Consider the following 25,029-nt stretch of genomic DNA (forward strand, 5'->3'; position numbering starts at 1 on the left):
GCTTTGCGCAGATGACCACGCAGCTCTATGAAAACCCGATCTTCCTGGAACACATTGTTCCGGAGGGACATCCCGAAAGGCCGGATCGGCTGAAGGCGCTGAACCTTGCACTGGAGCACCCGACTTTCGCCGAGCTCACGCGGGTCAAGGCATCGAGGGCCGATGAGGATCTGGTCCTTCTCGCCCATACCGAAGATCATCTGCACTCGATCAAAAAGTGGATCCCGGAAGAGGACATCAACCAGATCGAAGCAGATACCTTCGCGAGCCCCTTGAGCTTCGACGCCGCATTGACGGCCGTCGGCGCCGCTGTCGCGGCCGTGGACGCCGTCCTCGCCGGCGAGGCGGACAATGCCTTCGTCGCCGCGCGCCCACCCGGCCACCACGCGGAGAAGGACAGGCCGATGGGTTTCTGCTTCTTCAATACGATCGCGATCGCCGCGCGCCATGCGCAACGAACGCACGGGGTCGAGCGGGTGGCGATCGTCGATTGGGATGTGCACCACGGCAATGGCACGCAGGACATTTTCTGGCATGACCCGTCCGTACTTTTCTGCTCCACGCACCAGATGCCGCTCTATCCGGGTACTGGCGCCAGGGAAGAGACGGGCGTCAGGAACAACATTGTCAACGCGCCGCTATCGCCCAACAGCGGCAGCGAGCATTTCCGCGACGCGTTCCGCACGCGCATTCTCGCTGCACTCGGCAATTTCCGCCCGGACCTCGTGCTGATCTCCGCCGGCTTCGACGCGCATTACCGCGATCCTTTGGCCCAGCTCAATCTGATGGCGGAGGACTTCGACTGGGCGACGGGACGCCTTATGGAAGTCGCCGGCAAGAGCTCAGGCAACCGCGTCGTCAGCATGCTCGAGGGCGGCTATGATCTTGAGGGCCTTGCCGAATCGGCGGCCATGCACATCCTGAGACTGATGAGGGGGTAATTGATGAACACCAGCACGCAACCGGACGTTTCCGCCCTCTCCTTCGAGCAGGCCGTCGAGGAACTGGAGCGCATCGTCTCGGCGCTCGAGCGCGGCGACGTGGCGCTCGACAAGTCGATCGAAATCTACGAACGCGGCGAGGCCCTGAAGAAGCACTGCGAGGCGCTCTTGAAGGCCGCCGAAGACCGTATCGAGAAGATCCGCCTCGACCGTGCAGGAAGGCCCCAGGGTGTCGAGCCGCTGGATGCGGAGCAATGAACGACGATCGGGCCGGTTTGCCGAAACCTGCCCCTCTTCCGCCTGCCGCCGATGTCCCCCTCGCCCGCTCGCGCGGAGAGGACTAGTCCTCGGGTTAGACCCGAGGAGAGTGGCCTTCCCTTCAAATTCGCGCTTCGGTCATTGAACCGGACGAGAAACGCTGCGTCTCATGGTGGCAACTACCCGGCCAATGGGATCGGGGATAGTCTCAAGCGGATGCCAACCAAACGGAGCGCGTTCCATGTCTTTCTTTCCCGGTCCCGACCCGCTCGCCGGCGACAAGCCGGCCTGTGATGCGATCGAACATCTGATCATTCCGCGCACCAGCGATATCGGCGGGCTCGCGGTGCGGCGCGCCCTGCCAACGGCGCGGCGGCGACTCGTCGGACCCTTCATCTTTTTCGACCGCATGGGCCCGGCCCTCTTGCGTGCGGGCCAAGCGATCGACGTGCGCCCGCATCCGCATATCGGGCTCTCGACCGTCACCTATCTCTTCGACGGGGAAATCAAGCATCGCGACAGTCTCGGTACCGAGATGGTGATCCGGCCGGGCGATGTGAACCTGATGACGGCCGGGCGCGGCATCGTCCATTCGGAGCGTTCCCCGGAAAACCAGCGCGGACACGAGCGCTCGCTCTCCGGATTACAGACCTGGCTGGCGCTACCCGACGAAAAGGAGGAGATCGATCCGATCTTCACCCATACCGAAGAGCGGATGCTGCCGCATCTCGCCGACGGCGGCCTGCGTGCACGCGTCGTCATCGGCCAATTCGAGGGTGAAGCTTCGCCCGTCTCCGTCTTCACCGATACGATCTATGTCGACCTCAAGATCGATGCCGGCAGGAGCGCGCCATTTGCCGCGCAATGGGAGGAGCGTGCATTGTACATCCTCTCGGGCGAGGCGGTCATCGCAGGCGACCGTTTTGCCGACAACCAGCTTCTCGTCTTCCGCCCAGGCGACGAGATCACCATCACGGGCGGTCCCTCCGGTTGCCACGTCATGCTCTTCGGTGGAGCGGCGCTAAGCTCGCCGCGCCACATCTGGTGGAATTTCGTTTCCTCGTCCAAGGAGCGGATCGACAAAGCCAAGGAAGAGTGGCGCAGCGGCCGATTCGATATCGTTCCAGGGGATGAAGAGGAGTTCATCCCTTTGCCGGACAGCTGATTTTCGTTAAGCTCCGAGCGCCAAAACCCTGGATGGAGGCCGCAGGAATGCCTAATTTTGCATTCAACGGCGATTGCATCTAAGAACCGTCTGACGGAAAACATCAACATTGGCGCACCTTCCGGCGCGCATGAGGCACGCAGCGTGACACAATTGCCAACCAATCCGATGCCGGCGACACCCTTGCTCGACAAGGTCAATGTCCCCGACGATCTAAAAAAGGTCGACGACCGGGATCTGCCGCAACTGGCAAGCGAAGTGCGCGCGGAAATGATCGACGCGGTGTCGCGCACCGGCGGCCATCTCGGCGCCGGCCTCGGCGTCGTCGAACTGACGATCGCCATCCACAAGGTCTTCGACACGCCGAACGATCGGCTGATCTTCGACGTCGGCCATCAGTGCTATCCGCACAAGATCCTGACTGGGCGGCGCGATCGGATCCGCACGCTACGCCAGGAAGGCGGGCTTTCCGGCTTCACCCGGCGCGCCGAAAGCGAATACGATCCCTTCGGTGCCGCGCATTCCTCGACCTCGATTTCAGCCGGGCTCGGCATGGCAGTTGCAGCCGACCTCGACGGCAAGAGCCGCAACGTCATCGCCGTGATTGGCGATGGCGCGATGTCGGCCGGTATGGCCTATGAGGCGCTCAACAATGCCGGAGCCCTCGACGCCCGCCTGATCGTCATCCTCAACGACAACGACATGTCGATCGCGCCGCCGACCGGCGCCATGAGCGCCTATCTCGCGCGACTTGCCTCGGGGCGCACCTATATGGGCATCCGCGAGGTTGGCAAGAAGCTGACGGCCTATCTCGGCAAGACGGTCGACCGGGCGATCACCCGTGCCGTGGAGCATGCGCGCGGCTACGTCACCGGCGGCACGCTGTTCGAGGAGATGGGCTTCTACCATATCGGACCGATCGACGGTCACTCCTTCGACCACCTGCTGCCGGTGCTTCGCAACGTTCGCGACAATGGCCGCGGGCCGGTGCTGATCCATGTCGTGACCCAGAAGGGCAAGGGGTACCCGCCAGCGGAGGCGGCCGTCGACAAGTATCACGGCGTCAACAAGTTCGACGTCATTACCGGTGCGCAGGCCAAGGCGAAGCCGAATGCGCCCGCCTACACCTCGGTCTTCGCAGAGGCGCTCGTCCAGGAGGCGAGCCTCGACGACAAAATCGTGGCGATCACCGCCGCCATGCCGTCCGGTACCGGGCTCGACCGGTTCGCGGCCGTGCACCCCTCGCGCTGCTTCGATGTCGGCATCGCCGAGCAGCACGCGGTGACCTTCGCCGCCGGTCTGGCGGCGGAGGGCTACAAGCCTTTTGCGGCGCTCTATTCCACCTTCCTGCAGCGCGCCTACGACCAGGTTGTGCACGACGTGGCAATCCAGGGCCTGCCGGTGCGTTTCCCGATCGACCGCGCCGGCTTCGTCGGCGCCGACGGACCCACCCATGCCGGTTCCTTCGATACCACCTATCTCGCCTCTCTGCCGGGCTTCGTGGTGATGGCGGCGGCCGACGAGGCGGAGTTGAAGCATATGGTGCGCACCGCCGCGGCCTATGATGAAGGCCCGATTTCCTTCCGCTATCCACGCGGCGAAGGCGTCGGTGTCGAATTGCCTGAACGGGGCGAGATCTTGCCGATCGGCAAGGGCCGCATCATCAAGGAGGGCACGAAGGTTGCGCTGCTCTCCTTCGGCACGCGGCTTGCCGACTGTCTGGTGGCTGCAGAGGATCTCGACGCCGCGGGTCTCTCGACAACGGTCGCCGACGCGCGTTTCGCCAAGCCGCTCGATCAGGACCTGATCCGCCAGCTCGCGCGCCACCACGAGGTCCTGATCACCATTGAGGAGGGCGCAATCGGCGGCTTCGCCAGCCATGTCTTGCATTTCCTTGCGGAAGAGGGCCTGCTCGACGGCGGTCTTCGGGTGCGTCCGATGGTGATTCCGGACATCTGGATGGAACAGGCGAAACCCGAGGCGATGTATGCCCGCGCCGGCCTCGATAGCGCCGGCATCGTCTCGACGGTGTTCAAGGCGCTCGGCCAGAAGCACTCGGTCGGTTTCGGCGCGGCCGGCTGAGAAGTGCCCTTCTAAAAGATCGCTGGCAGGCCAGAGGGGGTATTCGGCTGCCGCCCTCATACCTTGCAGCACCCCTTGCATTGCGTCGCCCGACGCGCGATGACGACCCATGTCCAACGAAACACAAATGATGCGCCTCGACCAATTGCTCCTGAGCAAGGGGCTTGTGGCGAGCCGCGCCCGCGCCCGCGATGCCATCCAGCGAGGCACCGTGAAAGTCGACGGCCGTCCCGTGACCAAGCCCGCCGCCGCCTTTGCCGAAGATGTGGTGATCACCATCGACGATCCGGCGCAAGCCTATGTCTCACGCGCGGCGCTGAAGCTCGTCGCCGCACTCGACCATTTCGGCTTCGATCCGGCAGGGCAGGTCTGCCTCGATATCGGCGCCTCGACCGGCGGCTTTACCGAGGTCTTGCTCGAGCGCGGGGCCACCCATGTGGTTGCCGTCGACGTCGGCCATGGACAGATGCATCCGCGCATCGCCGGCGATCCGCGCGTCACCAATATCGAGGGCTTGAACGCCCGGGCAATGACGGCGGACGACATTGGCAACCGCGTGGTTACTTTCGTCGTTTCCGACGTCTCTTTCATTTCCCTGAAGCTGGCGCTGCCGCCGGCGCTCTCGATCGCCGAACCCGGCGCGCAGTGCATCCTGCTCGTCAAGCCGCAATTCGAAGCGGGGCGCGACGCCATCAGCAAGGCGGGGTTGCTCAAGGATCCGGAGAGCGCCCCGGCAGTCGCGGCCGACCTGCAGCGTTGGCTTGTCGAGGACATGGGCTGGCAGAGCCTTGGCCTCGTCCCCTCGCCCATTTCCGGTGGCGACGGCAACAAGGAGTTTCTTCTCGCGGGGCGGAAGTCATGAGCACCGAGATCGTGAGGATCAGTCGCCTTGGCGCGCAGGGCGACGGTATCGCGCAGACCGATACCGGCCCCCTCTACGCCCCCTTCGCCCTGCCAGGAGAAACTGTGGCGCTTGCCGTCAACAAGAACCACGGCACGCTGATCTCGCTGAGAGAGGCTTCTTTGGAGCGCGTCGAGCCGAAGTGTCGTCATTTCGGACCGGACGGATTGAACGGCACCTGCGGCGGCTGCAGCCTGCAGCACGCATCCGACGCGCTCTATCACGCCTTCAAGCACAATCTCGTCATCGACGCCTTGAAATCAAAAGGGCTGACGCCCGAGGTCGCACCGTTGGTGATCGCCCATCCGGGCGAGCGCCGCCGCGTCGTGTTCACCGCCCGGCTCACGGAAAAGGGACTGCTGCTCGGCTATAACCAGGCTGCCAGCCACCATATCGTGACGATCGAGGAGTGTCCGATCGCCAGCCCCGGCATCGTCTCGCGGCTCGCCATTATCCGCAAGATAGCCGCGGCGATGGCTTCGACTTCCGATCCGTTCCGCATCACCGTGCTCGAAACGGAGACCGGCCTCGATCTCGCCTTCGAGGGACTTAAGCTGAGCGACCGGCAGCGTCGCTCGACCGTCGAGGCGGTTCTCGGCGAGCGGGGCATCGCCCGCGTCAGCCTCAACAGCGAAATCGTCATCGAGCCTGTCAAACCCGTCATCGATTTCGGCGGCGTCGCCGTCTCGCCGCCGCCCGGCGCCTTCATGCAGGCGACGCGCCCGGCCGAGGAGGCGATGGCCAAGCTCGTCATCGACCATGTCGGCAAGGCGAAGCGCGTCGCCGACCTCTTCGCCGGTATCGGCACCTTTGCGCTCCGGGTGGCGCGCATCGCACGGGTCCATGCCGTCGAAGGCGAGGACAAGGCATTGAAGGCGCTCGATTTCGCCGCGCGCAACACGCAAGGGTTGAAGCCGGTGACCGTCGAAAAGCGCGACCTCTTCCGCCGGCCCATGATGGCACAGGAGCTCAAGGTCTTCGACGCCGTCGTCTTCGACCCGCCGCGCGCGGGTGCGGAGGCGCAGTGCCATGAACTTGCCCGCTCCGGCGTGAAGAAGATAGCGGCGGTCTCCTGCAATCCGACGACGCTTGCCAGGGACCTCTCGATTCTCGTCGCATCCGGATACCGCATCACGTCGGTGACACCGATCGATCAGTTCCTCTGGTCGGCGCATGTCGAGACGGTGGCGACGTTGGAAAAAGGATGAGAGGCGAACAGTTCCACCTAGTCCATTGAGTTCGCACAGCGGTGGTCTGATCGACTACCAAATCAAGCATCACGATCAGCGACGCATGAAGGCCTCGAAGGCGGCGCGTGCTTCGGCGCTCTTCAGCCGAGCGGCAAAGTGCTCAGCTTCCTCCTCGATGCGGGCGAGGATGTCCCTGTGGTCGCCGCGGATGAGGTCTCGGGCGATGCGCAACGCCTCCGGCGGCTTCCCGGCAAGGCGCGTTGCGAGCGACAGCGTCTCCTCCTCGACTTTACCCTCATCGACAATCTTCCAGATGAGTCCGGCCGACAGCGCGTCCGGCGCTTCCAGCGGCTCGCCTGCGGCAAGGAGAGCAAAGGCACGCTGGTGCCCCATGAGGCGCGGCGCGATCAGGCTCGAGGCCGCTTCCGGAACAAGTGCGAGGTCGACGAAGGGCGTTTTGAAGACTGATCGGGCGGAAGCGACGGTCAGATCGCAGTGGAGATGAATTGTCGTGCCGATCCCAATCGCCAGGCCATCGACGCCGGAGACGATCGGCTTACTCGCACTTGCAAGTGCCCGAAGAAAATCCAGCACCTCCCGCCCCATGCTCCCGCCCATGGCTACGGCCAGGAAATCCGACATGTCATTGCCGGCAGAGAAACAGCCTTCCGTTCCCAGGAACGCCGTGACCCGGATCGCCGGATCCGCTTGCGCGACGGTTAGCGCAGTCGTCATTTTCGCGTACATATCGCGCGTGATGGCGTTCTTCTTTTCCGGCCGGTTGAAGCGGATGACCTGGACGCCAGGACAGGCTTCCGGGCGTTCGACGAGGACGTGGTTGGTCATTGGCAGCCCTTTCAGCCGAGAATGGCGCGCGCCGCCGCGAGGCTGGCCGCTCCGTTAACGACGCTGTCCCTGAGCGCCGCCGTTTCCGCAAGCAGGTTTTCCGCGGCGAAGCGGCACAGTGCAATGCGCGACAGCTGCTTTCCGTCGCCCGTATCCGCGAGGGCACCCTTGGCGAGGTAGACGCCGGTCAGCGTGAGACCAAAGAGGCGCTGGTAGGCCGTGGCGCCGGCGAGCGCATCGACTTGCCTGCCGTCGCCAAGAGCCGTCTGCAACCAGTCGGTCGCCTCCCCGAGGGCGGCGATGGCCGCGTCGAGACATGCGGCAGTCTGGCCAAACCCTTCATTGTTCGAGGCCCGGACAGCAGTCGCGACCTGCCGGAGCTCGTCGATGAAGCCGTGGACCTGGGCACCGCGGGAAAGTGGCAGCTTGCGGGTGACGAGGTCGATCGCCTGAATGCCGTTGGTGCCTTCATAGATGGGCGCGATACGCGCGTCGCGCAGATAACGGGCGGCTCCGGTCTCCTCGATGAAGCCCATGCCACCATGCACCTGGATACCCATAGAGGCGACGTCTACGCCGACATCGGTCGCAAAGGACTTGGCGATCGGCGTCAACAAGCTCGATCGCTCTTGCCAGTGTCGCGCCTCGTCCCCCTTCGCGGCATGCGTCATGTCCACCGCATGGGCGCAGGCATAGGCGATGGCACGCGCCCCTTGCGTCAATGCCCTCATCGTCAGCAGCATACGGGCGACATCCGGGTGCTCGATGATCGGGCTCATGCCATCGCCGCTCCAGCCCGGCGCCAGCCCCTGGGTGCGTTCCCTGGCGTATGCGATCGCCTTCTGCGTCGCGGCCTCGGCGATCGCGACGCCCTGCATCCCGACCGCAAGCCGGGCGTTGTTCATCATCGTGAACATGCAGGCGAGCCCGCGGTTTTGCTCGCCGACGAGGTAGCCGATCGCGCCCCTTTCCTCGCCAAACTTCCCGTCGCCATAGATCATCGTGCAAGTGGGCGAACCGTGAATGCCGAGCTTGTGCTCGAGTCCATGGCAGAAAAGGTCGTTGCGGGCGCCGAGCGAGCCATCTTCATTGACGAGGAATTTCGGCACGAGGAAGAGCGAAATGCCTTTGGTGCCGGGCGGCGCATCCGGCAAGCGCGCCAGCACGAGATGGACGATATTGTCGGTGAAATCGTGCTCACCCCAGGTGATGAAAATCTTCTGGCCGTAGATGCGGTAGGTGCCATCCGCGCGGCGCTCAGCGCGGGTCTTGAGCGCGCCCAGGTCCGAGCCCGCATGCGGCTCGGTGAGGTTCATCGTGCCCATCCACTCGCCTGAAACCATCTTCGGCAGGAAGGCCGCCTTCAATTCGTCCGTGCCGTGCTTCTCCAGCGCCTCGACGGCGCCCATCGTCAGCGTGGGCCCAAGCGCAAAGGCCATCGAGCCGCTGTTCCACATCTCCATGGCGGCCACGTGCAGCATGTGTGGCAGGTTTTGACCACCGAAGGCCTCCGGCGCCGTCAGCCCGTTCCAACCGCCGGCGATCCAGCCACGATAGAGATCGGGCCATCCATCGGGAGTCTTGACCGATCCATTGACGAGGCGCGATCCCTGCCTGTCGCCGACCTCACCGAGCGGCGCCACCTCCTCGGTCGCAAAGCGGCCGGCTTCCGAGAGGATCGCGTCGACGAGATCCTCGCCGAGTTCGCCGAACGTTCCCAAATTCAGAACGTCGTTTAGCCCGGCCACATGCTTCAGTGTGAACGCGATCTCTTCAACCGGTGCCTTGTACATGATGCTCCTCCTCGCGCGGCCGCAGGCCAAGCCTGCCTCGCTCGCTTCTCAACCGAGACTATTGATTTTTACGTAAACGTCAACTTCGCATGTGCGGGCCATGCATGATCGGACTGGCTTTATCATGGGACCCTGTAGCCCTTTACCTGGAAGCGCGGCCGGAGCCACTTCACACAATCATGAGCCGAGCAGGGCATATGATTACCTCCACAGGGCAGTGTACAGACGCGGCAGTCTCGCGCAGGATGCCGCCGGGGCTGGGATTTACGACCTTTTAACCCTAAGGCGGCAATCTCAGAAAATGGAAAAGCGGGGACTCTCGATTTCGGGGATGATCTTGCGCCTGGCGGCCTTGATGGGCCTGACCTTCGCGGCGGCGAGCGCACGCGCCGGCGATCTCGAACCATGGAAAAATCAGCAGAACGCCATAATCGTTGATGCATACGAATTGAACAGCATCGAATGGGAAGCGATGCTGAAGGACAAGCGCATCGCAGGTTTCATCGCCAAGGCCTCGGATGGGCTGCCGGAAAGCTTCACCTGCACCGGCGATCACGGCGGCGACACGGTCGCGCATTGCAAGACGATGTGGCGCAAATATGCGGTGAGCCGGGAACTTTACCAGACGCGCCGCATGATCGCCCGCTCCCATGGGCTGCTCTGGGGTGCCTATCACTTGGCGCGGCCCGGCAATCCCGTCGATCAGGCCAATCACTTCCTCGATTACGCCAGCCCCCGGGACGACGAATTGATGGTCCTCGACATTGAGGGAATCGATCCGGAAAACTACATGTCGCTCGAGGACGCGGCGATCTTCGCGGGGCACATCAAGGCCCGCACAGGGCGCTATCCCATCCTCTACACCAATCACGTAACGGCGAAACACATTGCCGACAACCGCTTCAAGCATCGGCTGCTTTCCCGTCTGCCGCTCTGGTATGCGCGATACAAGCCAGACATCCGAAAGGTCTTTCCGATGGGAAATTGGGAGAGCTACGCTCTCTGGCAATTCTCCTCGGATCACAATTGCGGCAAGAAGCGCTGCCCTTACCGCGTACCCGGCACGCTCGAAGACATCGACGTCAATGTCGCGGCGATGAGCGCCGCCACATTGAAGCAGATCTGGCCCCATGGGGCCCTTCTGCCTGAAAAGCCGCCGGTCCTGACCGTCATCGCCTCGGCGGGGGTGGGCATGGCGCCGGCAGCCAGTGCCGAGACCGCCACGACGCTGTCGCAACCTTTGCTGATCAGCGAAGCTGAGGCCGAGAGCGGCTCGGGAACTGGCGTCGACGGGGCCGTGGATACGACGGTCACCAGCACGATTGACATAAAGGCGGCGGAGGCGCGGCTGCCCTATCGGACCGAGCGGCGCTAGCGCATCAACCAGAAATCGGGCCCGATTCTCGGTAAGCACGCCTCGCAGGTTCAAAGACCTACAGCGCCGCGCGGCGCTGTAGAATCCAAACAGGTCGGCTGGCTCGGCTACGCCTCGATCTGAACGTCGCCGAGCGGCCGTGAGCAGCAGGCGAGGATGTAACCCTCGTCGATCTCGTCGTCGAGAATGCCGCCATTGTGGATCATCTCCACATCGCCGGCGATCTTCAACACCCGGCAGGTGCCGCAGATGCCGCCTTCGCAGGCTGCACCGATCCTGACCCCATTGGCGCGCGCCGTCTGCAGGATCGTCTTGCCCGGCACCGCTGCCACCTCCTTGCCGCTCATGGTGAAGGTCACCTTCGCCGTTCCCGCTTCCGAACCGGTCGCGCCGGCGCGGATGGCAAGCTCTTCGGCAGCGGGGGCTGCGCCCGGTTGGAAGCTCTCCTGATGGTAACGGGCCATGTCGAATCCGACAGCCTGGAGCATCTCCCGGACCCCGCGCATGAAGGGCTCGGGACCGCAGCAGAAGACCGTTCGTTCCAGGAAATCCGGTGCCAGCAGTGGCAGCTTCGTGGCGTCGATGCGGCCGCGCAGCCCGTGCCAGCCATGGCGCGCATCGTGCCCTTCCACCAGGAAGCCGAGATTGAGACGCGGCATCTGCCTTGCGAAGGCTTCCAGCTCCGGCTTGAACAGCAGATCCTCCGGGCGCCGCGCGCAGGAAATGAAGGTGACATCCGTGTCCGGCGCGCAATCCGCCATCCAGCGCGTCATCGACATCATCGGCGTGATGCCCGACCCGGCGGAAATGAAAAGATATTTCTCACCGGGATGGCGGACGAAGCTGAAATCACCGAGCGGGCCAAGGGCCTTCAGCACCATGCCGGGCCTCAGATTGGCAAACATCCAGCGCGTGCCGATGCTGTCCTGTTGCGCCTTGGCAGTGATCGAGACGGAGAGCGGACGCGACGGAGAGGACGAAAGCGTATAGGTGCGCATCACCGCCTCCTCCCCGACTGGCAATTCGAGCGTCACGAACTGCCCGGGTAGGTAACGGAACCATGCCGGCTTGTCGGAGCGGAAGGTGAAGGTCATCACATCCGCGGTTTCGGCGACCACCGATATGCATTCAAGCATGTGCTGGCGGTCGATCCAGGGATTGAGCTCGTCGAAATGATGGAAGGAACGGGGCATTTCCATGATCATGCCACCCGCGAAAGAGGCGCTGCCTCGCGCTTCAGGCGCTCCAGCATATAGCGCGAATACCAGTCGACGAATTGCATTACGCCGCCCTCGTGCTCGACCGAATAGGGCCCCGGCTGGTAAGCCGGCGAGCGAATGCCGAAGGCGTTCTCCTCTACGATCTGCCGGTCCTGATCGTTGGTCTCGGTCCAGACATGGGTGAGTTCTTCGAGCGTGTAGTCGACGCCTTCCACCGCGTCCTTGTTGACAAGCCACTTGGTCGTAACCTGCGTCGTTTCGGGGCCGAGCGGCAGCACGCGGAAAGTGATCGCATGGTCGCCGAGAATGTGGTTCCACGTCGTCGGATAGTGGAAGAGAAGCAATGTGCCGATGCCGCTTGTCGCCGCGTCGGCCGAAAGCGGTTTGCGCACGGCATTCTGACCGGACATGGTGTAGCTCTCCGCACCATCGATCAGCGGCATGCGGGTCATACGGAACTGTCCGGTGGATCCGATCCTGAAGGCGCTCGGCAGGCCCGCCGCCTCGCATTTTGCCCAATGCGCACCGATCTCGGGGTCGTTCATCGCCCCATGAACCCCGGTCACCGTCGGCGCTTCGGGATAGGTGCGGCAGAGTTCGGGATGGTTCGCCGCGCAATGATAGCACTCGCGGTTGTTCTCCCATACGAGCTTCCAGTTGCCCTTCTCGACGATCGTGCTCTCGAAGGCGACCTTGGTCTCGCCGAGACGATGAGGCGCGAGATAACCGGAAACCATGTCGCGAAACGGCTGGAAAGCCACCGGTACGTCGGCAAGACTGATGAAGATGTAACCACCGACCGTCTCACAATGCACCGGCTTCAGGCCGTGCTGCGCACGATCGAAGCCCTCGGGCATCTGCCGCGCGAAAAGCAGACTGCCATCGAGCTCATAGGTCCATTGATGGTAGGGACAGACGAGCTTGGCCGACGACCCCTTGTGCTGCGTGCAGACGCGCGAACCGCGATGGCGGCAAGAATTGTGCAGCGCCCGGATCGTACCCTGGCGGTCGCGAACGATGACGATCGGATAATCACCGACCTGGACCGTGAAATAATTGCCGGCCCGCGGGATTTCGCAATCGTGGCCGATGAAGAGCCAGTCCTTGTACCAGATGTGCTCCAGGTCCTGGCGATAGTAGTCGGTATCGATATAGAAGTCCCGGTCGAGGCTGTAGCCCTCGCGACGGGTCTCCAGCTTGCGCAGCATTTCACTCTGAATGTCCATGCCCATGTCCTCGTTCGCCATGCTTCGGATAGGCAGGACAGAAGCCGCCCGCGGCAATATGCCTACGGCCTGTGGCTCCGTCCGGCTGCCCGCCGCAACCCATTACGGTCGATGTGCTCGAGGCTGGTTTCCGGGCTCTGGAGCCGTCCCGTAAAGGGCCCGCCCCGGCGCCTTCCCGGACATTTCACGTCCAGTGGCCTTTGCCGCGGCTTCACTCCACCACCGTTGCGGGGGCAGCGCCGGGATCTGACCGGCTTTCCAATTCTCCGCCGTTGCGAAGGCGGCACCTCGAGTGTCTCCATCTAATCGGTCAGGAGGTCCGCGCAAGTGCCGATATACGACATTCCATTCCGGAAAGACGACAGCGATTGCACCGCGCACCGGTACGGAGACTACGTCTTATTTTTCATAATAAACAAAGCGTTAGTTGATCTGTGCAGCCATTGGATGATTTTCTGCATAGCGCCGTCTCCACTGCGAAAACGAGCATCCAGATTGCGACGCATTCGGCAAGCGGGTCGATCGCCAGAGGCATGAAGAACGCTCTGTTAACCCTAATGATTTAGCGTCCACCAAGGTTCAACCCATTCTTTGCGAAGGCGCGCAGGGGTCGATGGCAAAGCTCAGATATTACGACGCCTCCGAGAAGGCTCCGGAGCCGTTGCCGAAGGTCGTGGCGCACACGGAATTTCTTCGTACCGGCCGCATCGACCGGCGCCGCAACACGCCCGAGCAGCGGCGGTATCTGAGCTATGAAGAGGTGGCGGAGAAAACCGGCCGCCGGCTCGTTGCCGCGGGCGAAGCGACCCACAAGCGGATCAACAGCTTTCATACTTCGATCAAGTTCCCGAAGATGATCTTCCATCGGACGCTCGCCGCGAGCCCGCATCTCGGCTATTGCCACGTTACCGCCGCGACGACACGGCTCGCTCGATCGTCCGAGGTCACCTGGTCCTTCTACTTCGCCAACTTCTTTTCCGAATTCGGCGACGAAACGCACTTTTTCGATCGGATCCAGACCGGTTATTCACGTATGTATTTCGCCGTCGCCATCGAGCCTGACGCCGGAGAAGGGCGAATGGTCATCAATCGCAACGTCAGGGGCAATGGCCTGATCTTCCGCACACAGGACCCGAAAGTGGCGCTCAAGAACGTGCTGATGCTTGGCGCGCGCGACGAAGCGCTGCGCAGGATCATTCGCGCTCTCTGAAGGCCATAGACGGCCCGCAAAGAAAATCGTTCTGTTTTCCCCGCCTGTCCGTTAATGAAACTGACGGAAAGGAAGACGGATGGCCGAAATCATCGACACGCGCATCGAACCGGACCGGGCGATTGAGAGCGCCTGCGCCGTCCTTGCCACGGGCGAGCCGGTCGCGATCCCGACGGAAACGGTCTACGGGCTTGCGGCCGATGCGACGAATGCCGCGGCGATCACCCGCATTTACGAGATGAAGGGCCGGCCCCGTTTCAATCCGCTGATCTGCCATGTCTCCGACATGGCGATGGCAGAGGCCCATGTGATCTTCGACCCCATCTCTCGGCGATTGGCGGAGGCCTTCTGGCCCGGTCCGCTGACGCTGATCCTGCCGCAACGCCGGGAAAGCCGCGTACATCCGCTGGCCTCCGCAGGCCTCGACACGCTCGGCATCCGCATGCCCGAGGGCTTTTCCCGGCGGGTGATTGCTCGCTTCGGGCGGCCTCTCGCGGCCCCGAGCGCCAATACCTCGGGCAAGATCAGCCCGACCTGCGCAGTTCACGTGCAAGACGATCTCGGGCCGAAATTGAAACTCATCCTTGATGCTGGCCCTGCCGAGATCGGCCTTGAATCGACGATCCTCAAGGTCGAGAGCGGCAGGCTGCGTCTGCTCAGGCCGGGCGGTCTCGACGCAGCAGAGATCGAGGCGCTGACAGGGCTCCCGGTGGAACGCCCGGACGCTGCCGGCGCGACGATCGAAGCGCCCGGCATGCTCGTGTCGCACTACGCACCGGGGGCAGCTGTCAGGCTCAACGCCGTGGACGTGCAAAAGGGGGAAGCCCTCATCCGTTTCGGCAACATACCGCTTCCCGGCGAGAGCCATGCGGCGGTCGTGCTCGACTTGAGCCCGGAAGGCAATCTCCGCGAGGCGGCGGCCAATCTTTTCGACTATATGAAGAAGGCGGACGCGAGCGGTGCAGCCACCATCGCTGTCGGGCCGGTCCCGAGCGGGGGGCTCGGCGAAGCGATCATCGACCGCCTGCAGCGGGCGGCCGCGCCAAGGGGATGACCAGCAAGGCAAGGCCATGGTGAGCGTAATTCCTTCTCCCGAACTGATCGCCTCCTTTGTCGACATCGTCGGCGCCGGCAACGCACTGACCGGCGCAGAAAACACAGCGCCTTACATCCTCGAATCGCGCGGGCTCTATCGCGGCACCACGCCGCTCGTGCTCAAGCCCGGCTCCGTGGGCGAGGTCTCCCGGATCATGCGGCTCGCGACGGAAACCCGCACTGCGATCGTGCCGCAGGGCGGCAATACCGGACATGTGGCGGGCGGGGTACCGCGCGAAGGCAAGGCTGATATCGTTCTTTCCCTCGAAAGGTTGAACCGGATCCGCGACATCGACCCAGTCGGCAATGTCGTCGTCGCCGATGCCGGCTGCATCCTCGCGGATATCCAGAGGGCGGCCGACGCCATCGACCGGCTGTTTCCGCTTTCGCTCGGATCGGAGGGTTCGGCGCAGATCGGCGGCAATCTGTCGACCAATGCCGGTGGAACGGCGGTGCTCGCCTACGGCAATATCCGCCAACTCTGCCTTGGACTCGAAGTCGTGCTTCCGACCGGCGAGATCTGGAACGGTCTGCGACGGCTCAAGAAAGACAATACAGGTTACGATCTGCGCGACCTCTTCATCGGCGCGGAAGGGACGCTCGGCGTGATCACCGGTGCCGTCCTCAAGCTCTTTCCGAAGCCGCGCGGCCATCAAGTGGCCTTTGCGGGGCTCGCGAGCGTCGAGGATGCGCTCACGCTCTTCGATCGGGCATCGGACCTCTGCGGCCCGGCGCTCACCGGTTTCGAGCTGATGCCGAGACTCGGCATAGAATTCACCACGCGGCATATCCCGGGGGTGCGCGACCCGATGGACACGGTTCATAAGTGGTATGCACTGATCGACATTTCCACGTCGGATTCGCCGGAAAGCGCGGAGCGGATGGTGCAAAGCCTGCTCCAAGCGGGCATCACTGACGGGCTCATCGAGAACGCCGTCCTCGCCCAGAGCGAAGCGAAAAGCAAAGCGCTCTGGCACATGCGCGAAAGCATGTCTCCGGCGCAGAAGCCCGAGGGCGGCTCGATCAAGCACGATGTCTCCGTGCCAGTGTCGAGCATCCCCGCCTTCATGGCGGAGGCCGACGCGGCCGTCCTGAAGGCAATGCCCGGCGCACGGATCTGCGCCTTCGGCCACATGGGCGACGGCAATATCCACTACAACATCTCACAGCCGACCGGCGCCGACACCCGCGCTTTTCTCGATCGCTGGCGCGAGATGAACGCCATCGTTCACGCTATCGTATTGAAGCACGAGGGTTCGATCTCGGCCGAGCACGGCATCGGCCAGTTGAAGCGCGATGAACTCGCGGCGATCCGCGCTCCGATCGAGATCGACTTGATGCGGCGGGTCAAGCATGCCTTCGACCCGGCCGGGATCATGAATCCGGAAAAGCTATTGCGGCCGGACTGAATCCGGAGCACCCGTGCTTATCCGCCAGTCCGAAGCTGTGACAGGGTAAAGAGCGTATCGGCGCTGATGCCGACGCTGCCGCTGCTGCCCGCGAGCACCGAGACGATCGGATCGACCGCCGTGTTGTTCTCCAGATCGTAGAGCACAGCAAAGCGCGCCAGAAGCTTCTTCAATTCAGCCGGGTCGCTCAGCTTCTCGAGGTCGAGATTCTTGTCGACGAACTTCGCCTGCTGGTCGATGTCCATCGAGCTGAACTCGTCGGGCAGGCCGAAGACGGTTCGGAACACCTCGGCGAGCGCATCGTCGGCCAGCAGGTCGTAGGCGTCGACCAGCGAGCCCGCCTTTCGCTCGAAATAAAGCGCCAGCCGAACACCCGGATTGTCCACGCCCGACTGCTCCTCCAGCGTCTGATGCAGATATTGGTCGAGCGTCTCATAGAATCCCTGTCGGGTGACAATGGCGTCCTTCTCCTGGCGCTGCAGATTTCCGTCGATGTCGAAATTGAAGGAGGTCACCAGCGAGACATAAGCAGCGGAATTCGCCTGCTGGTTGATGACGCTTTCCGGATCGTCAAGATCGGAGGTAAATATCTGGCGAAGAACGTCGACGGTCACGCTATCCGGATCGATGCCGTTCGCCTCCAGTGCGAAGCTCACCAGACGGGTATCCGCCAGGAAATCATCGAGAGAGGAAAGCTTCGCCACCTCGGCTGTGTAATAATCGCTTTCCTCCTCGGCCGCGGTCTTGTCGTCCTCTGACCCAAAACGAGACTTGTTGACGATGTAGCTCTTTGCCGTTTCCTGAATTTGCATCTCGGATTGGGCAAGCGCCGGAACGCCGATTTCACCCTGTGTCGTAAAGTTGAACAGTTGGGCGAGGGTCAAGTATCGCTCGTCCTTGAGAGAGTAGACGAAGCTTCTCGGATCGGCGAGGTTGCTGGTCAACACCCGCTTGATGGTACGCGCACTTTCCTTGTCGGGATCCAGCCCAACGGCCTTCAATGCGAGATCGTAGATCGAAGCGGTGTCGACGAAGTCGTCTACGGAGGTCAGGTCGGCGACCGCGGTCTTGTAGGCACTGATCGCCTTCTCATCCGCTAGATCGTCCTTGTCGTTGTAGCGCGTCATGTAGCGATTGGAGGTGAGTGTCGTCTGCGCTACAGTCTGGGCCGTGTCGCCGACGGCAAGAGTCCCGTCCTCCTGGAACTTGAAAGCATTGGCGAGCGCTATGTAGTTCTCGTCGCCACCGCCGATCGTGTTTATGTAGCTGCCCGGATCATCCGGGTCGCTCGTCAGAATGTTCTTGATCGTCGCGGGAACGATCGTGACACCGGTAAGATCGAAAGCGGTCCTGATGTAATCATAGAGGCGCGCATCGGCAACGAGTTCATCGACGGTGGTGATGTTTGCGATCGTCGCTTCGAAATAGGCTTTGTTGAGAAGAGCCGCCTGCGGCGTGACGCGGGAACTGCTGGATATGTAGAGCTCGTTCGTGGTTTGCTTGTTTTCAGCCGTCTGCGCCGTCCCTGCCGCAACTGTCCCGTCCGCATTGAAATCGAACGCCGCTGCCATCGTCAGATATTTGCTGACCGTCGCGATCGAATTATTGTAAGTGATTATTTTCGCTTGGAGTTCCTGCCTCTCGGAGGCAGTCACGTCGCTTTCCTGAAGCCTCGCCTGTGCGTCAGCCTTGGCTGCCTGAAGCTCCGAGAGCCTGGGGGAAAGCACGGTTTTCTCATAGCTGTCCGGATCGTCGGAATTGCTGGAGAGAATGTTGCGGATCGTCTGACGGGAATAGGTGCTTTCGTCAATGCCGAAAGCGGTGAAGACGTAGGCCCGCAGGCGGTCGTTGTTCAGGAGCTGATCGACGCTGGTAACCTTGTCGATCATGACGTTGTAATAGCGGGTTTCCTCCTTCTGGGTCTCCCCGAGATTGGCAATACCGGTGTTGTAAAGGCCGATGAGTTGGTCGAGCTGCGCCTCTGTCTGCGTAACGGCGGTCCCGCCACCGAAGCTGTAGGCCATCGCAAATTCACGATAGCGCTCGTCAGTCAGCTTGTTGGCGAAACTGTTCTCGTCGGAGAGGTCGCTTTCAAGCACCTTGCGCATGAAGGCGACCGAATCGATCATCTCGCCCAGCCCAAAGGCCGTCATCGCGTAAGAGTACAGGCGGAAATCGTCCAAGAATTCATCGACAGAAGCCACTTTGCCGATGTTCTCTTCGTAATATTGAGAGTCGCGGGCGACGATCGTCTGTTCCGATACGCGCTTGAGACTGAGCTTCATGTCACGCGCGATGAGATTGTAGTCGAGATAAGTCGAAACCATGCGGCGCCCGCCAATAAGGATCGGGGACGGCCGGCGGGCGCCGGCATCCCCTCTTCAAACGGGCTCAAGATGCCTGAGAACGCTTGTGCGGGGCTTTTCCTACGGCATGCTTCCTTGATGTGCAAAATCAGCCGGAATTCGTTCATGAACGAGAAACCCTGGTGGCTTGGTTTTTGCTAACCATCGGACTTGGCAAAGTTTTTTTAACCGCGATTCTTAAGCCGCCCGGAAGAGGCGCCGACTAATCTCCCGCCCATAGAGGACGACAAGTCCCGAAGAGAAGACCGGCACCCGGCTCTCAAGGAAAACAAGGGCGATGGAAATGGGCAATACTCTCTCTCAACCGGCCTGGGTCGACAACACGCTGCGTCTAGACCCGAAATGCTTCCCGCAGCAGGCAAGCTATGTCTTGCGCGGCGATGTTGGCAATGTCAGCATCAGCCTCGACCGGCGTGGCGCTGTCCTGCGCAAGGTGCTACCATCCAGCGGGCTGCCGCTTTCAATTGCCCTGCCTGCCCGCGCCTTCAGGGGCGTGGCGGCGCGGGCCATCGACCATGGGGACGGGGAGGTTACAGTGACGCTTGAGCTCCACCACGACGATCCGGATCTTTGTATTCCGCTGCTTGTCGCACATGACCTGTCCGACATCGCGGCCGATTGGCGCGCTTGGGCAGAGGCGTACCGGATCCCGATGCTGATGGTCGAGGCGGACGGAATGGCGCGACCGCTGGAAGAACACCTTGGCGATGTCCGCACCGCGCCGGCAAAGCCGCGCCGCCGCCATTCCTACTTCGCCGAACGCCGCCCGCGCTTTCTCGTCCGCCGCTCCACCGGCAAGCTCGGCGTGCACATGAAAATCAACGGGCGGGAAATCATCGCTCGGCATTGACTCCAGGTTCCGTCGCTCTCGACATGGCCGGCCGCCCTCCGCGGCCGGCCTCTCTCGTTCAGAACGCCGACTACTTGCGCGCCGCGACTGTTCCTGCGGGAACTGTCCAAAGCCCTCCTTCCTGTCAGAAAGCGATCCACTGCCAAGGACATCGCTTGAAGGAGGCACCATGTTCAGACTGTTGCTGGCCCCACGTGCCGCCATCCGGCTTCTTCGCAATCGTTTCGCCGCAAGACTGCTGAGAGCGGACTCCGACTTGAGCTGGGCTTGAAGGAGAAAGAGGCGTCGCGGGCGATCTCCCGAAATGCGTTGGAGCGGATACGCTCATATGCATTCGCACCGCCGCCTTGCCCCCTTTGTTGTCAACGATTGGCGACATCAATGATTCCACCCGGGTGCAAAATGCCTTAAGCGGGCCTCCTCCGCACCTGGGGATCTTTCAGGCCAGGCGCACGAGAAGCTCCAGCGCGAGACCGGCAAACACGACCAGGCCGATGACGCTGTTGAATTTGAAGAGCGCGAGACATTGCAGCGGATCATGTATGTCGAGCGCCAGAATTTGGTAGGCGAGCATCACTGCCGCAACTGCCAGTCCGAGATAGGCGATGAAGCCGGCGCCGGCGGCGAGAAACGCAATGAGCATTAAGACGACCGTCAGTGCATAGAGGCCGATCAGCCATGGCCTCGGACTGTCGCCGAAGCGACGCGCAGTGGAACGGACGCCGATCAGCGCGTCGTCCTCCCTGTCCTGATAGGCATAGATCGTGTCGTAGCCGATGGTCCAGACGATGGCAGCGGCATAGAGGATGACCGCGGCGAGCGACAAGGTTGCAAACTCCGCCGCCCAGCCCATGATCGCCCCCCAGGAAAAGGCGAGACCGAGAAAGAATTGCGGCCAGTCGGTGAACCGCTTGGCAAAGGGATAGATCGCCACCAGCGTCAGGGAGACGAGACCGAGAAAAATGGTGAACCCGTTGAACTGCAGCAGTACGAGGAGGCCGGCTAGGGCCTGCAGGATCATGAATGCCTTGGCCTGGGCGCGGGTCACACGGCCGGAAGGCAGTGGCCGCGAGCGCGTGCGCGCCACTTCCATATCGATGTCGTGGTCGACGAGGTCATTGTAGGTGCAGCCGGCGCCGCGCATGGCGATCGCTCCGGCGGCAAAGAGGAAGACGTGGAAAAGGAAACGGCCGGGAGAAAAACTGCCGAGGCTCACGGCCGTCCCCCCGGCCAGCGCGGCGGACCAGAGACAGGGCCACATCAGCAATTGCCAGCCAACCGGCCTGTCCCAGCGGGCGAGTTGCGCATAGGGCCAAAGAGCGCGCGGCACCGCGCTGTAAACCCAGTTATTGGACGGCGCGTCATGGACGCGGTCGGAATCGACGGGTGAGCTATTCATACTCCCTGTTTGGCCCCGCAAGGTCGAGCGGTCAAGCTTACGCCAGCCCAGCCGACCACATCCGGTGACGTTTACAGCTGCGCGTCCTTCAGACGTGCAAAGGTCGCTGTGGCCGCTTTGATTCGCTGCATGTCTCTTACATGGGGTTCGGTTCAAGTGGAGTAGATCGGCTGGCATTTGGAGTGGAAGCTTACTGACAGATGCCGCCCCCGTAAGCATTCTTCAATTATTGCCGTCTACCGTCAGCATGAGGGCTAAGTGAGGGGTTGAGCATGAGAGGGTGCGCGGCGATTACCGTTTTCCTGGCCACGCTCATCGGAGCGACGGCGAGCCACGCGGAAACGCTTAACCTGCTGATCTGGGAAGCCTATATAGACCAGGCTCTCGTCGATCGCTGGACGGAAAAGACCGGCGTTACCGTCCATCAGATCAATTTTGACAGTGACGACGCCCGCGACGACATACTTGCCGCTGGCGGCAGCAATGTCGACGTTGTGATCGTGGACGAGAACGGCGCAGAGCTTTTCGGCAATAAGGGCGTTCTCGAGCCGCTCTCGCCGGGCAATCTCCCTGTGCTAAACGACTACGCGCCGGCGTGGGCCGATCGCTGCGCCGGATATGGCCTCCCGTACTTTTCGGGTACTGTCGGCATCCTCTATCGCTCCGATGTCGTGAAAGAGCCGCCGACATCCTGGCGGGATCTGATGAGCCCGGCGCAGGGCCTCAGAAAGCACATTTCCATGTTCAGCGATCACGACGAACTGTTCGTTCCGCCATTGATGCTGCTTGGCGCGTCCATCAACGTCAACGATACCGAGACTTTGAGGGCCGCCTTCGGGATCTTGAAGGCACAGGCGCCATTCGTGCTGACTTACAACTATGTCATTACCGCCATACAGGACTCTGCCATCAGCAAGGAGATCCACATGGCACTCGGTTACAGTGGCGATCAGCACGTCCTCAACGAAAAGGTCGGCAAGCCGAGCTTGTGGCGCTATTCGGTTCCGGAGGAGGGCACGCTCTCCTGGCTCGACTGCGTGTCGATCATTGCCGCTTCGCCGCAAAAGAAGCGAGCGCTGGAGTTCCTGAGTTTCATCGGCTCGCCGGAAGGCGCCGCCGCCAATGCCTTGTCCATGACAATGCCGACCACAAGCACACAAGCGCTGAAGCTACTGCCGCACGAGGTACGCTCCAACCCTGAGATCTACCCGCCGGCGGAAGTGCTGGCCAGGAGCCAGTACCTGGAGCAGCTGTCGATCGAATCGGTCCAGGCGCGCAGGCGCATCATCAGCACATTGGCGAATTTTCAGTGACACTTGGCAAGCGCGCACTCCTCCTGATCTTTCCCGTGGTGCTGGCAGGCTATCTTCTTGCAGCACTTTCGGTGCACTTCGCCGAGAAACGATCCATTCGCGCGCTCGAACAGGCCAAGCTTTCGCAGCGCCTTGAGCACGTCGCCGCCGTCTTCCAGAACGAGATTCAGCGCAGCAAGGGTTTTCTCACTGCCTTGCTGAACAGCAATGTGCTGCGCCAATTCGTATCCGAGACCGACGAGCGCTATCGCTTCGCCGCACACGGCGTGCGCCTGCAGGAGAGCATAAAATCGCTGTCGGACGATCCGATAGCGTTCATCTCCTTCAGCGTTCTCAACTCGCGAATGGAAGTCGAATACTATTTCGAGAACAGTTGGGATCCGTTTGCCGAGATCGACAGGCCCCAACGCGAGCTTGCAAGACGATTGATCGCCGGCAAACGGCTAAGCGACTTGACCTATCTTGAACCCACTGGCGAGCGGCCCCGGATCGTCTATTCCGTGTTCGTCGATCCGGTTACTTTCGGCCGTCCGATGCCGAGCAATAAGTCCGGCGCGCTCTTGATGCAGGTAGCCGTACTGCCGGACCGCTTCCTGGCGATGCAGGCGGCGCTGAAGAAGGAGTATGGAGCCGACATTGTTCTCCAGCCATGGCCGCTCGCCGTCACCGACACGCTGTCGGCGAGCGTGCCCCTCGGTACGCAGCTTTACGCGACGATCGTCGTGCCGGAAGCGCATTTCGAGGCACAGATGCTGCAGCAGAAGATCCTGCTCGGTCTGGGCGCACTCGCAATGAGCCTACTGTCGATCTGGCTGATCGTGCTCCTGATCAGGCGCTTTATCACTGGACCAATCGCAAGGCTGGACGCGAATGTGACTGCGGTCATGACCCGTGAGCATGATGAGATCACGGGCACGGGTGCCGTCGGCGAAATCGGGCGCCTGACGCAGAACATCCGCGAGCTTCACCGCCAATCCCTCGAGTCGCTGCGGCTGGTCGAGCAGAACTCCTGGACCGACACATTGACGGGAATCACCAATCGCGGCCGTTTCAATGCAGCTGCCGCGGGGATCGTCGACAACGTGCTATCTTGCGGCGACAAATGCAGCCTGCTGTTCATCGACATCGACAACTTCAAATTCGTCAATGACAAATACGGCCACGACGTCGGCGATGATCTCCTGAAGAGGCTCGCTGCCCGCATCACCGAATGCGTAGAATTGATCAGTAAAAGACGGGGGCAGCAGCCGGCCCTCATCGCCCGCCTCTCAGGCGACGAATTCGCGGTCCTCGTGCGCTCGCAAACCGGGGACGGGACCCTACGCGAGATGTCTTCGGCGATCCTCGCTCTCTTCGATGGCGGCTTTGAGGTGTCGGGCACGCGTTATCCGGTTACGGCCAGTATCGGCGTGGCCATCTGCCCTGACGATGCGGTGACGGTTGCCGAATTGATCTCCAACGCCGACGCCGCCATGTATCAGGCCAAGACCGGCGGCAGAAACCGCTCCGCCCGATTCTCACGCGCCCTCAAAGACAGGCGGACGAGACAGAGCCAGATCCAGGAGGAACTGCGCGCCTTGGATCCGAATGAGCAGTTTCACCTGGTCTACATGCCGATCGTAAATGCATATGGACAGGTCGTCGGCTGCGAGGCGCTGTTGCGCTGGCAGTCGCCCGTTCTCGGCAACGTGACGCCGGACGAATTCGTACCAATTGCCGAAAGATCCGGACTCTTCGCCAAGATCGATTGGTGGGTCATCGACAAGGCAATGTCCGATTGCCACCAGTTGAAGGCGCTCTTCGGACCCGAGACGGTGCTTGCAATCAACATATCGTCCGCCGAGCTGCATTCACACGCGATCAACGACCATTTTTCCGAATGCGCCGAGCGCCACGGGCTCGAGCCGCAATCCATCGACATCGAGCTTACGGAAACATTCGCCGTCAAGGTCAGCGATCATCTCAGGGAAAATATCGAACAACTGCGGCGCAAGGGATTCCGTCTTTCGATCGACGACTTCGGTGCCGGCTATACTTCGGTGCAGCAAATCATCGATTATGCCGCTGACACCATCAAGCTCGACAGGGTGCTTGTTTCGAACCTGACGGCCTCGCATGCGCTACCTGTTCTGAAGGCAGTCGTGGCGCTCTGCCATGCAAAGGACATGGCCGTCGTCGGCGAAGGCGTCGACACGCCGGAGAAGCTTGCGATGTTGACGGCCGCCGGCTGCGACCGTTTCCAGGGCTACCTCATCAGCAAGCCGCTTGCCCTCGAGGATCTGGCGATCTGGGCTTTGAGCCGAACGGTGCGGCATCAAGAAGAAAGGCGCAGTCCAGGCTCTCTACCCCGGACCGCGGGCATGGCAAGCGCCGAGAATTTGCGGGCGTGA

Annotated in this window: 19 protein-coding genes and 1 riboswitch; of the genes, 13 read left to right on the top strand and 6 right to left on the bottom strand. The window is 62.0% G+C overall.

The window, feature by feature from the left end:
• Positions 1-11 precede the first annotated feature (11 nt).
• From J2Z31_RS09375 to J2Z31_RS09400, 6 genes are all read left to right on the top strand, one after another.
• Complete coding sequence (locus tag J2Z31_RS09375; RefSeq protein WP_209601628.1) at positions 12-941, top strand: histone deacetylase family protein; 930 nt, start codon at positions 12-14, stop codon at positions 939-941.
• A 3-nt stretch (positions 942-944) separates the two neighbouring features.
• Positions 945-1,199, top strand: a complete 255-nt coding sequence (locus J2Z31_RS09380) for an exodeoxyribonuclease VII small subunit (protein WP_209601629.1) — start codon at positions 945-947, stop codon at positions 1,197-1,199.
• A gap of 241 nt (positions 1,200-1,440) precedes the next feature.
• A complete protein-coding gene (locus tag J2Z31_RS09385; RefSeq protein ID WP_209601630.1) occupies positions 1,441-2,364 on the top strand; it encodes a pirin family protein in 924 nt (307 codons plus the stop codon).
• A 168-nt stretch (positions 2,365-2,532) separates the two neighbouring features.
• Entirely contained in the window at positions 2,533-4,446 is a 1,914-nt protein-coding gene (gene dxs / locus J2Z31_RS09390; protein ID WP_209602283.1) for a 1-deoxy-D-xylulose-5-phosphate synthase, read from the top strand.
• A 109-nt stretch (positions 4,447-4,555) separates the two neighbouring features.
• Positions 4,556-5,308 (top strand): TlyA family RNA methyltransferase, encoded by a 753-nt coding sequence (locus J2Z31_RS09395; RefSeq protein ID WP_209601631.1) that lies wholly within the window; start codon positions 4,556-4,558, stop codon positions 5,306-5,308.
• Positions 5,305-6,555, top strand: a complete 1,251-nt coding sequence (locus J2Z31_RS09400) for a class I SAM-dependent RNA methyltransferase (RefSeq protein WP_209601632.1) — start codon at positions 5,305-5,307, stop codon at positions 6,553-6,555. Before J2Z31_RS09395 ends, J2Z31_RS09400 begins: the two co-directional genes overlap by 4 nt.
• A gap of 75 nt (positions 6,556-6,630) precedes the next feature.
• On the opposite strand, the gene J2Z31_RS09405 is transcribed toward J2Z31_RS09400, so the two are convergent.
• Complete coding sequence (locus J2Z31_RS09405) at positions 6,631-7,383, bottom strand: crotonase/enoyl-CoA hydratase family protein (RefSeq protein WP_209601633.1); 753 nt, start codon at positions 7,381-7,383, stop codon at positions 6,631-6,633.
• An 11-nt stretch (positions 7,384-7,394) separates the two neighbouring features.
• Positions 7,395-9,176, bottom strand: coding sequence for an acyl-CoA dehydrogenase (locus J2Z31_RS09410; protein ID WP_209601634.1), 1,782 nt, complete (start codon positions 9,174-9,176; stop codon positions 7,395-7,397).
• A 301-nt stretch (positions 9,177-9,477) separates the two neighbouring features.
• Between J2Z31_RS09410 and J2Z31_RS09415 the strand changes: the two genes are divergently transcribed.
• On the top strand, positions 9,478-10,551 hold the full coding sequence (locus J2Z31_RS09415) for a glycoside hydrolase family 25 protein (protein WP_209601635.1): 1,074 nt from the start codon (positions 9,478-9,480) through the stop codon (positions 10,549-10,551).
• 107 nt (positions 10,552-10,658) lie between these two features.
• Here the strand turns inward: J2Z31_RS09415 and J2Z31_RS09420 are convergent, their stop codons facing one another.
• A complete protein-coding gene (locus tag J2Z31_RS09420; protein WP_209601636.1) occupies positions 10,659-11,756 on the bottom strand; it encodes a hybrid-cluster NAD(P)-dependent oxidoreductase in 1,098 nt (365 codons plus the stop codon).
• Positions 11,753-12,997 (bottom strand): aromatic ring-hydroxylating oxygenase subunit alpha, encoded by a 1,245-nt coding sequence (locus tag J2Z31_RS09425; RefSeq protein ID WP_209601637.1) that lies wholly within the window; start codon positions 12,995-12,997, stop codon positions 11,753-11,755. Before J2Z31_RS09425 ends, J2Z31_RS09420 begins: the two co-directional genes overlap by 4 nt.
• Positions 12,998-13,101: 104 nt before the next feature.
• A riboswitch (cobalamin riboswitch) is annotated at positions 13,102-13,303 on the bottom strand.
• 307 nt (positions 13,304-13,610) lie between these two features.
• On the opposite strand from J2Z31_RS09425, the gene J2Z31_RS09430 reads away from it, so the two are divergent.
• From J2Z31_RS09430 to J2Z31_RS09440, 3 genes are all read left to right on the top strand, one after another.
• Positions 13,611-14,207 carry a DUF6656 family protein gene (locus tag J2Z31_RS09430; RefSeq protein ID WP_209601638.1) on the top strand — a complete coding sequence of 199 codons (597 nt, stop codon included), beginning with the start codon at positions 13,611-13,613 and terminating at the stop codon, positions 14,205-14,207.
• Positions 14,208-14,286: 79 nt separating this feature from the next.
• Complete coding sequence (locus tag J2Z31_RS09435; RefSeq protein ID WP_209601639.1) at positions 14,287-15,261, top strand: L-threonylcarbamoyladenylate synthase; 975 nt, start codon at positions 14,287-14,289, stop codon at positions 15,259-15,261.
• 16 nt (positions 15,262-15,277) lie between these two features.
• Positions 15,278-16,711, top strand: coding sequence for an FAD-binding oxidoreductase (locus J2Z31_RS09440; RefSeq protein WP_209601640.1), 1,434 nt, complete (start codon positions 15,278-15,280; stop codon positions 16,709-16,711).
• A 17-nt stretch (positions 16,712-16,728) separates the two neighbouring features.
• Here J2Z31_RS09440 and J2Z31_RS09445 read toward each other — a convergent pair whose 3' ends face one another.
• The gene (locus J2Z31_RS09445; protein ID WP_209601641.1) at positions 16,729-19,038 is read right to left on the bottom strand and encodes a DUF1217 domain-containing protein; all 2,310 of its coding nucleotides are present in this window, start codon (positions 19,036-19,038) and stop codon (positions 16,729-16,731) included.
• Between the two features lie 322 nt (positions 19,039-19,360).
• Between J2Z31_RS09445 and J2Z31_RS09450 the strand changes: the two genes are divergently transcribed.
• Entirely contained in the window at positions 19,361-19,927 is a 567-nt protein-coding gene (locus J2Z31_RS09450; RefSeq protein ID WP_209601642.1) for a DUF6101 family protein, read from the top strand.
• Positions 19,928-20,366: 439 nt separating this feature from the next.
• On the opposite strand, the gene ubiA is transcribed toward J2Z31_RS09450, so the two are convergent.
• Positions 20,367-21,326, bottom strand: a complete 960-nt coding sequence (gene ubiA / locus J2Z31_RS09455) for a 4-hydroxybenzoate octaprenyltransferase (RefSeq protein WP_209601643.1) — start codon at positions 21,324-21,326, stop codon at positions 20,367-20,369.
• A 272-nt stretch (positions 21,327-21,598) separates the two neighbouring features.
• On the opposite strand from ubiA, the gene J2Z31_RS09460 reads away from it, so the two are divergent.
• Together J2Z31_RS09460 and J2Z31_RS09465 are read left to right on the top strand one after the other, a co-directional pair.
• Positions 21,599-22,639, top strand: a complete 1,041-nt coding sequence (locus J2Z31_RS09460; protein WP_209601644.1) for a polyamine ABC transporter substrate-binding protein — start codon at positions 21,599-21,601, stop codon at positions 22,637-22,639.
• The gene (locus J2Z31_RS09465) at positions 22,636-25,029 is read left to right on the top strand and encodes a putative bifunctional diguanylate cyclase/phosphodiesterase (protein ID WP_209601645.1); all 2,394 of its coding nucleotides are present in this window, start codon (positions 22,636-22,638) and stop codon (positions 25,027-25,029) included. Before J2Z31_RS09460 ends, J2Z31_RS09465 begins: the two co-directional genes overlap by 4 nt.

Source organism: Sinorhizobium kostiense (assembly GCF_017874595.1).
GTDB lineage: Bacteria > Pseudomonadota > Alphaproteobacteria > Rhizobiales > Rhizobiaceae > Sinorhizobium > Sinorhizobium kostiense.

Excerpts from the sequence above, each read along its gene's own strand:
- J2Z31_RS09375 (WP_209601628.1), top strand. The coding sequence starts at position 12 with ATGACCACGCAGCTCTATGAAAACCCGATCTTCCTGGAACACATTGTT.
- J2Z31_RS09380 (WP_209601629.1), top strand. The coding sequence starts at position 945 with ATGAACACCAGCACGCAACCGGACGTTTCCGCCCTCTCCTTCGAGCAG.
- J2Z31_RS09385 (WP_209601630.1), top strand. The coding sequence starts at position 1,441 with ATGTCTTTCTTTCCCGGTCCCGACCCGCTCGCCGGCGACAAGCCGGCC.
- dxs (WP_209602283.1), top strand. The coding sequence starts at position 2,533 with ATGCCGGCGACACCCTTGCTCGACAAGGTCAATGTCCCCGACGATCTA.
- J2Z31_RS09395 (WP_209601631.1), top strand. The coding sequence starts at position 4,556 with ATGTCCAACGAAACACAAATGATGCGCCTCGACCAATTGCTCCTGAGC.
- J2Z31_RS09400 (WP_209601632.1), top strand. The coding sequence starts at position 5,305 with ATGAGCACCGAGATCGTGAGGATCAGTCGCCTTGGCGCGCAGGGCGAC.
- J2Z31_RS09405 (WP_209601633.1), bottom strand. The coding sequence starts at position 7,383 with ATGACCAACCACGTCCTCGTCGAACGCCCGGAAGCCTGTCCTGGCGTC.
- J2Z31_RS09410 (WP_209601634.1), bottom strand. The coding sequence starts at position 9,176 with ATGTACAAGGCACCGGTTGAAGAGATCGCGTTCACACTGAAGCATGTG.
- J2Z31_RS09415 (WP_209601635.1), top strand. The coding sequence starts at position 9,478 with ATGGAAAAGCGGGGACTCTCGATTTCGGGGATGATCTTGCGCCTGGCG.
- J2Z31_RS09420 (WP_209601636.1), bottom strand. The coding sequence starts at position 11,756 with ATGATCATGGAAATGCCCCGTTCCTTCCATCATTTCGACGAGCTCAAT.
- J2Z31_RS09425 (WP_209601637.1), bottom strand. The coding sequence starts at position 12,997 with ATGGACATTCAGAGTGAAATGCTGCGCAAGCTGGAGACCCGTCGCGAG.
- J2Z31_RS09430 (WP_209601638.1), top strand. The coding sequence starts at position 13,611 with ATGGCAAAGCTCAGATATTACGACGCCTCCGAGAAGGCTCCGGAGCCG.
- J2Z31_RS09435 (WP_209601639.1), top strand. The coding sequence starts at position 14,287 with ATGGCCGAAATCATCGACACGCGCATCGAACCGGACCGGGCGATTGAG.
- J2Z31_RS09440 (WP_209601640.1), top strand. The coding sequence starts at position 15,278 with ATGGTGAGCGTAATTCCTTCTCCCGAACTGATCGCCTCCTTTGTCGAC.
- J2Z31_RS09445 (WP_209601641.1), bottom strand. The coding sequence starts at position 19,038 with ATGGTTTCGACTTATCTCGACTACAATCTCATCGCGCGTGACATGAAG.
- J2Z31_RS09450 (WP_209601642.1), top strand. The coding sequence starts at position 19,361 with ATGGGCAATACTCTCTCTCAACCGGCCTGGGTCGACAACACGCTGCGT.
- ubiA (WP_209601643.1), bottom strand. The coding sequence starts at position 21,326 with ATGAATAGCTCACCCGTCGATTCCGACCGCGTCCATGACGCGCCGTCC.
- J2Z31_RS09460 (WP_209601644.1), top strand. The coding sequence starts at position 21,599 with ATGAGAGGGTGCGCGGCGATTACCGTTTTCCTGGCCACGCTCATCGGA.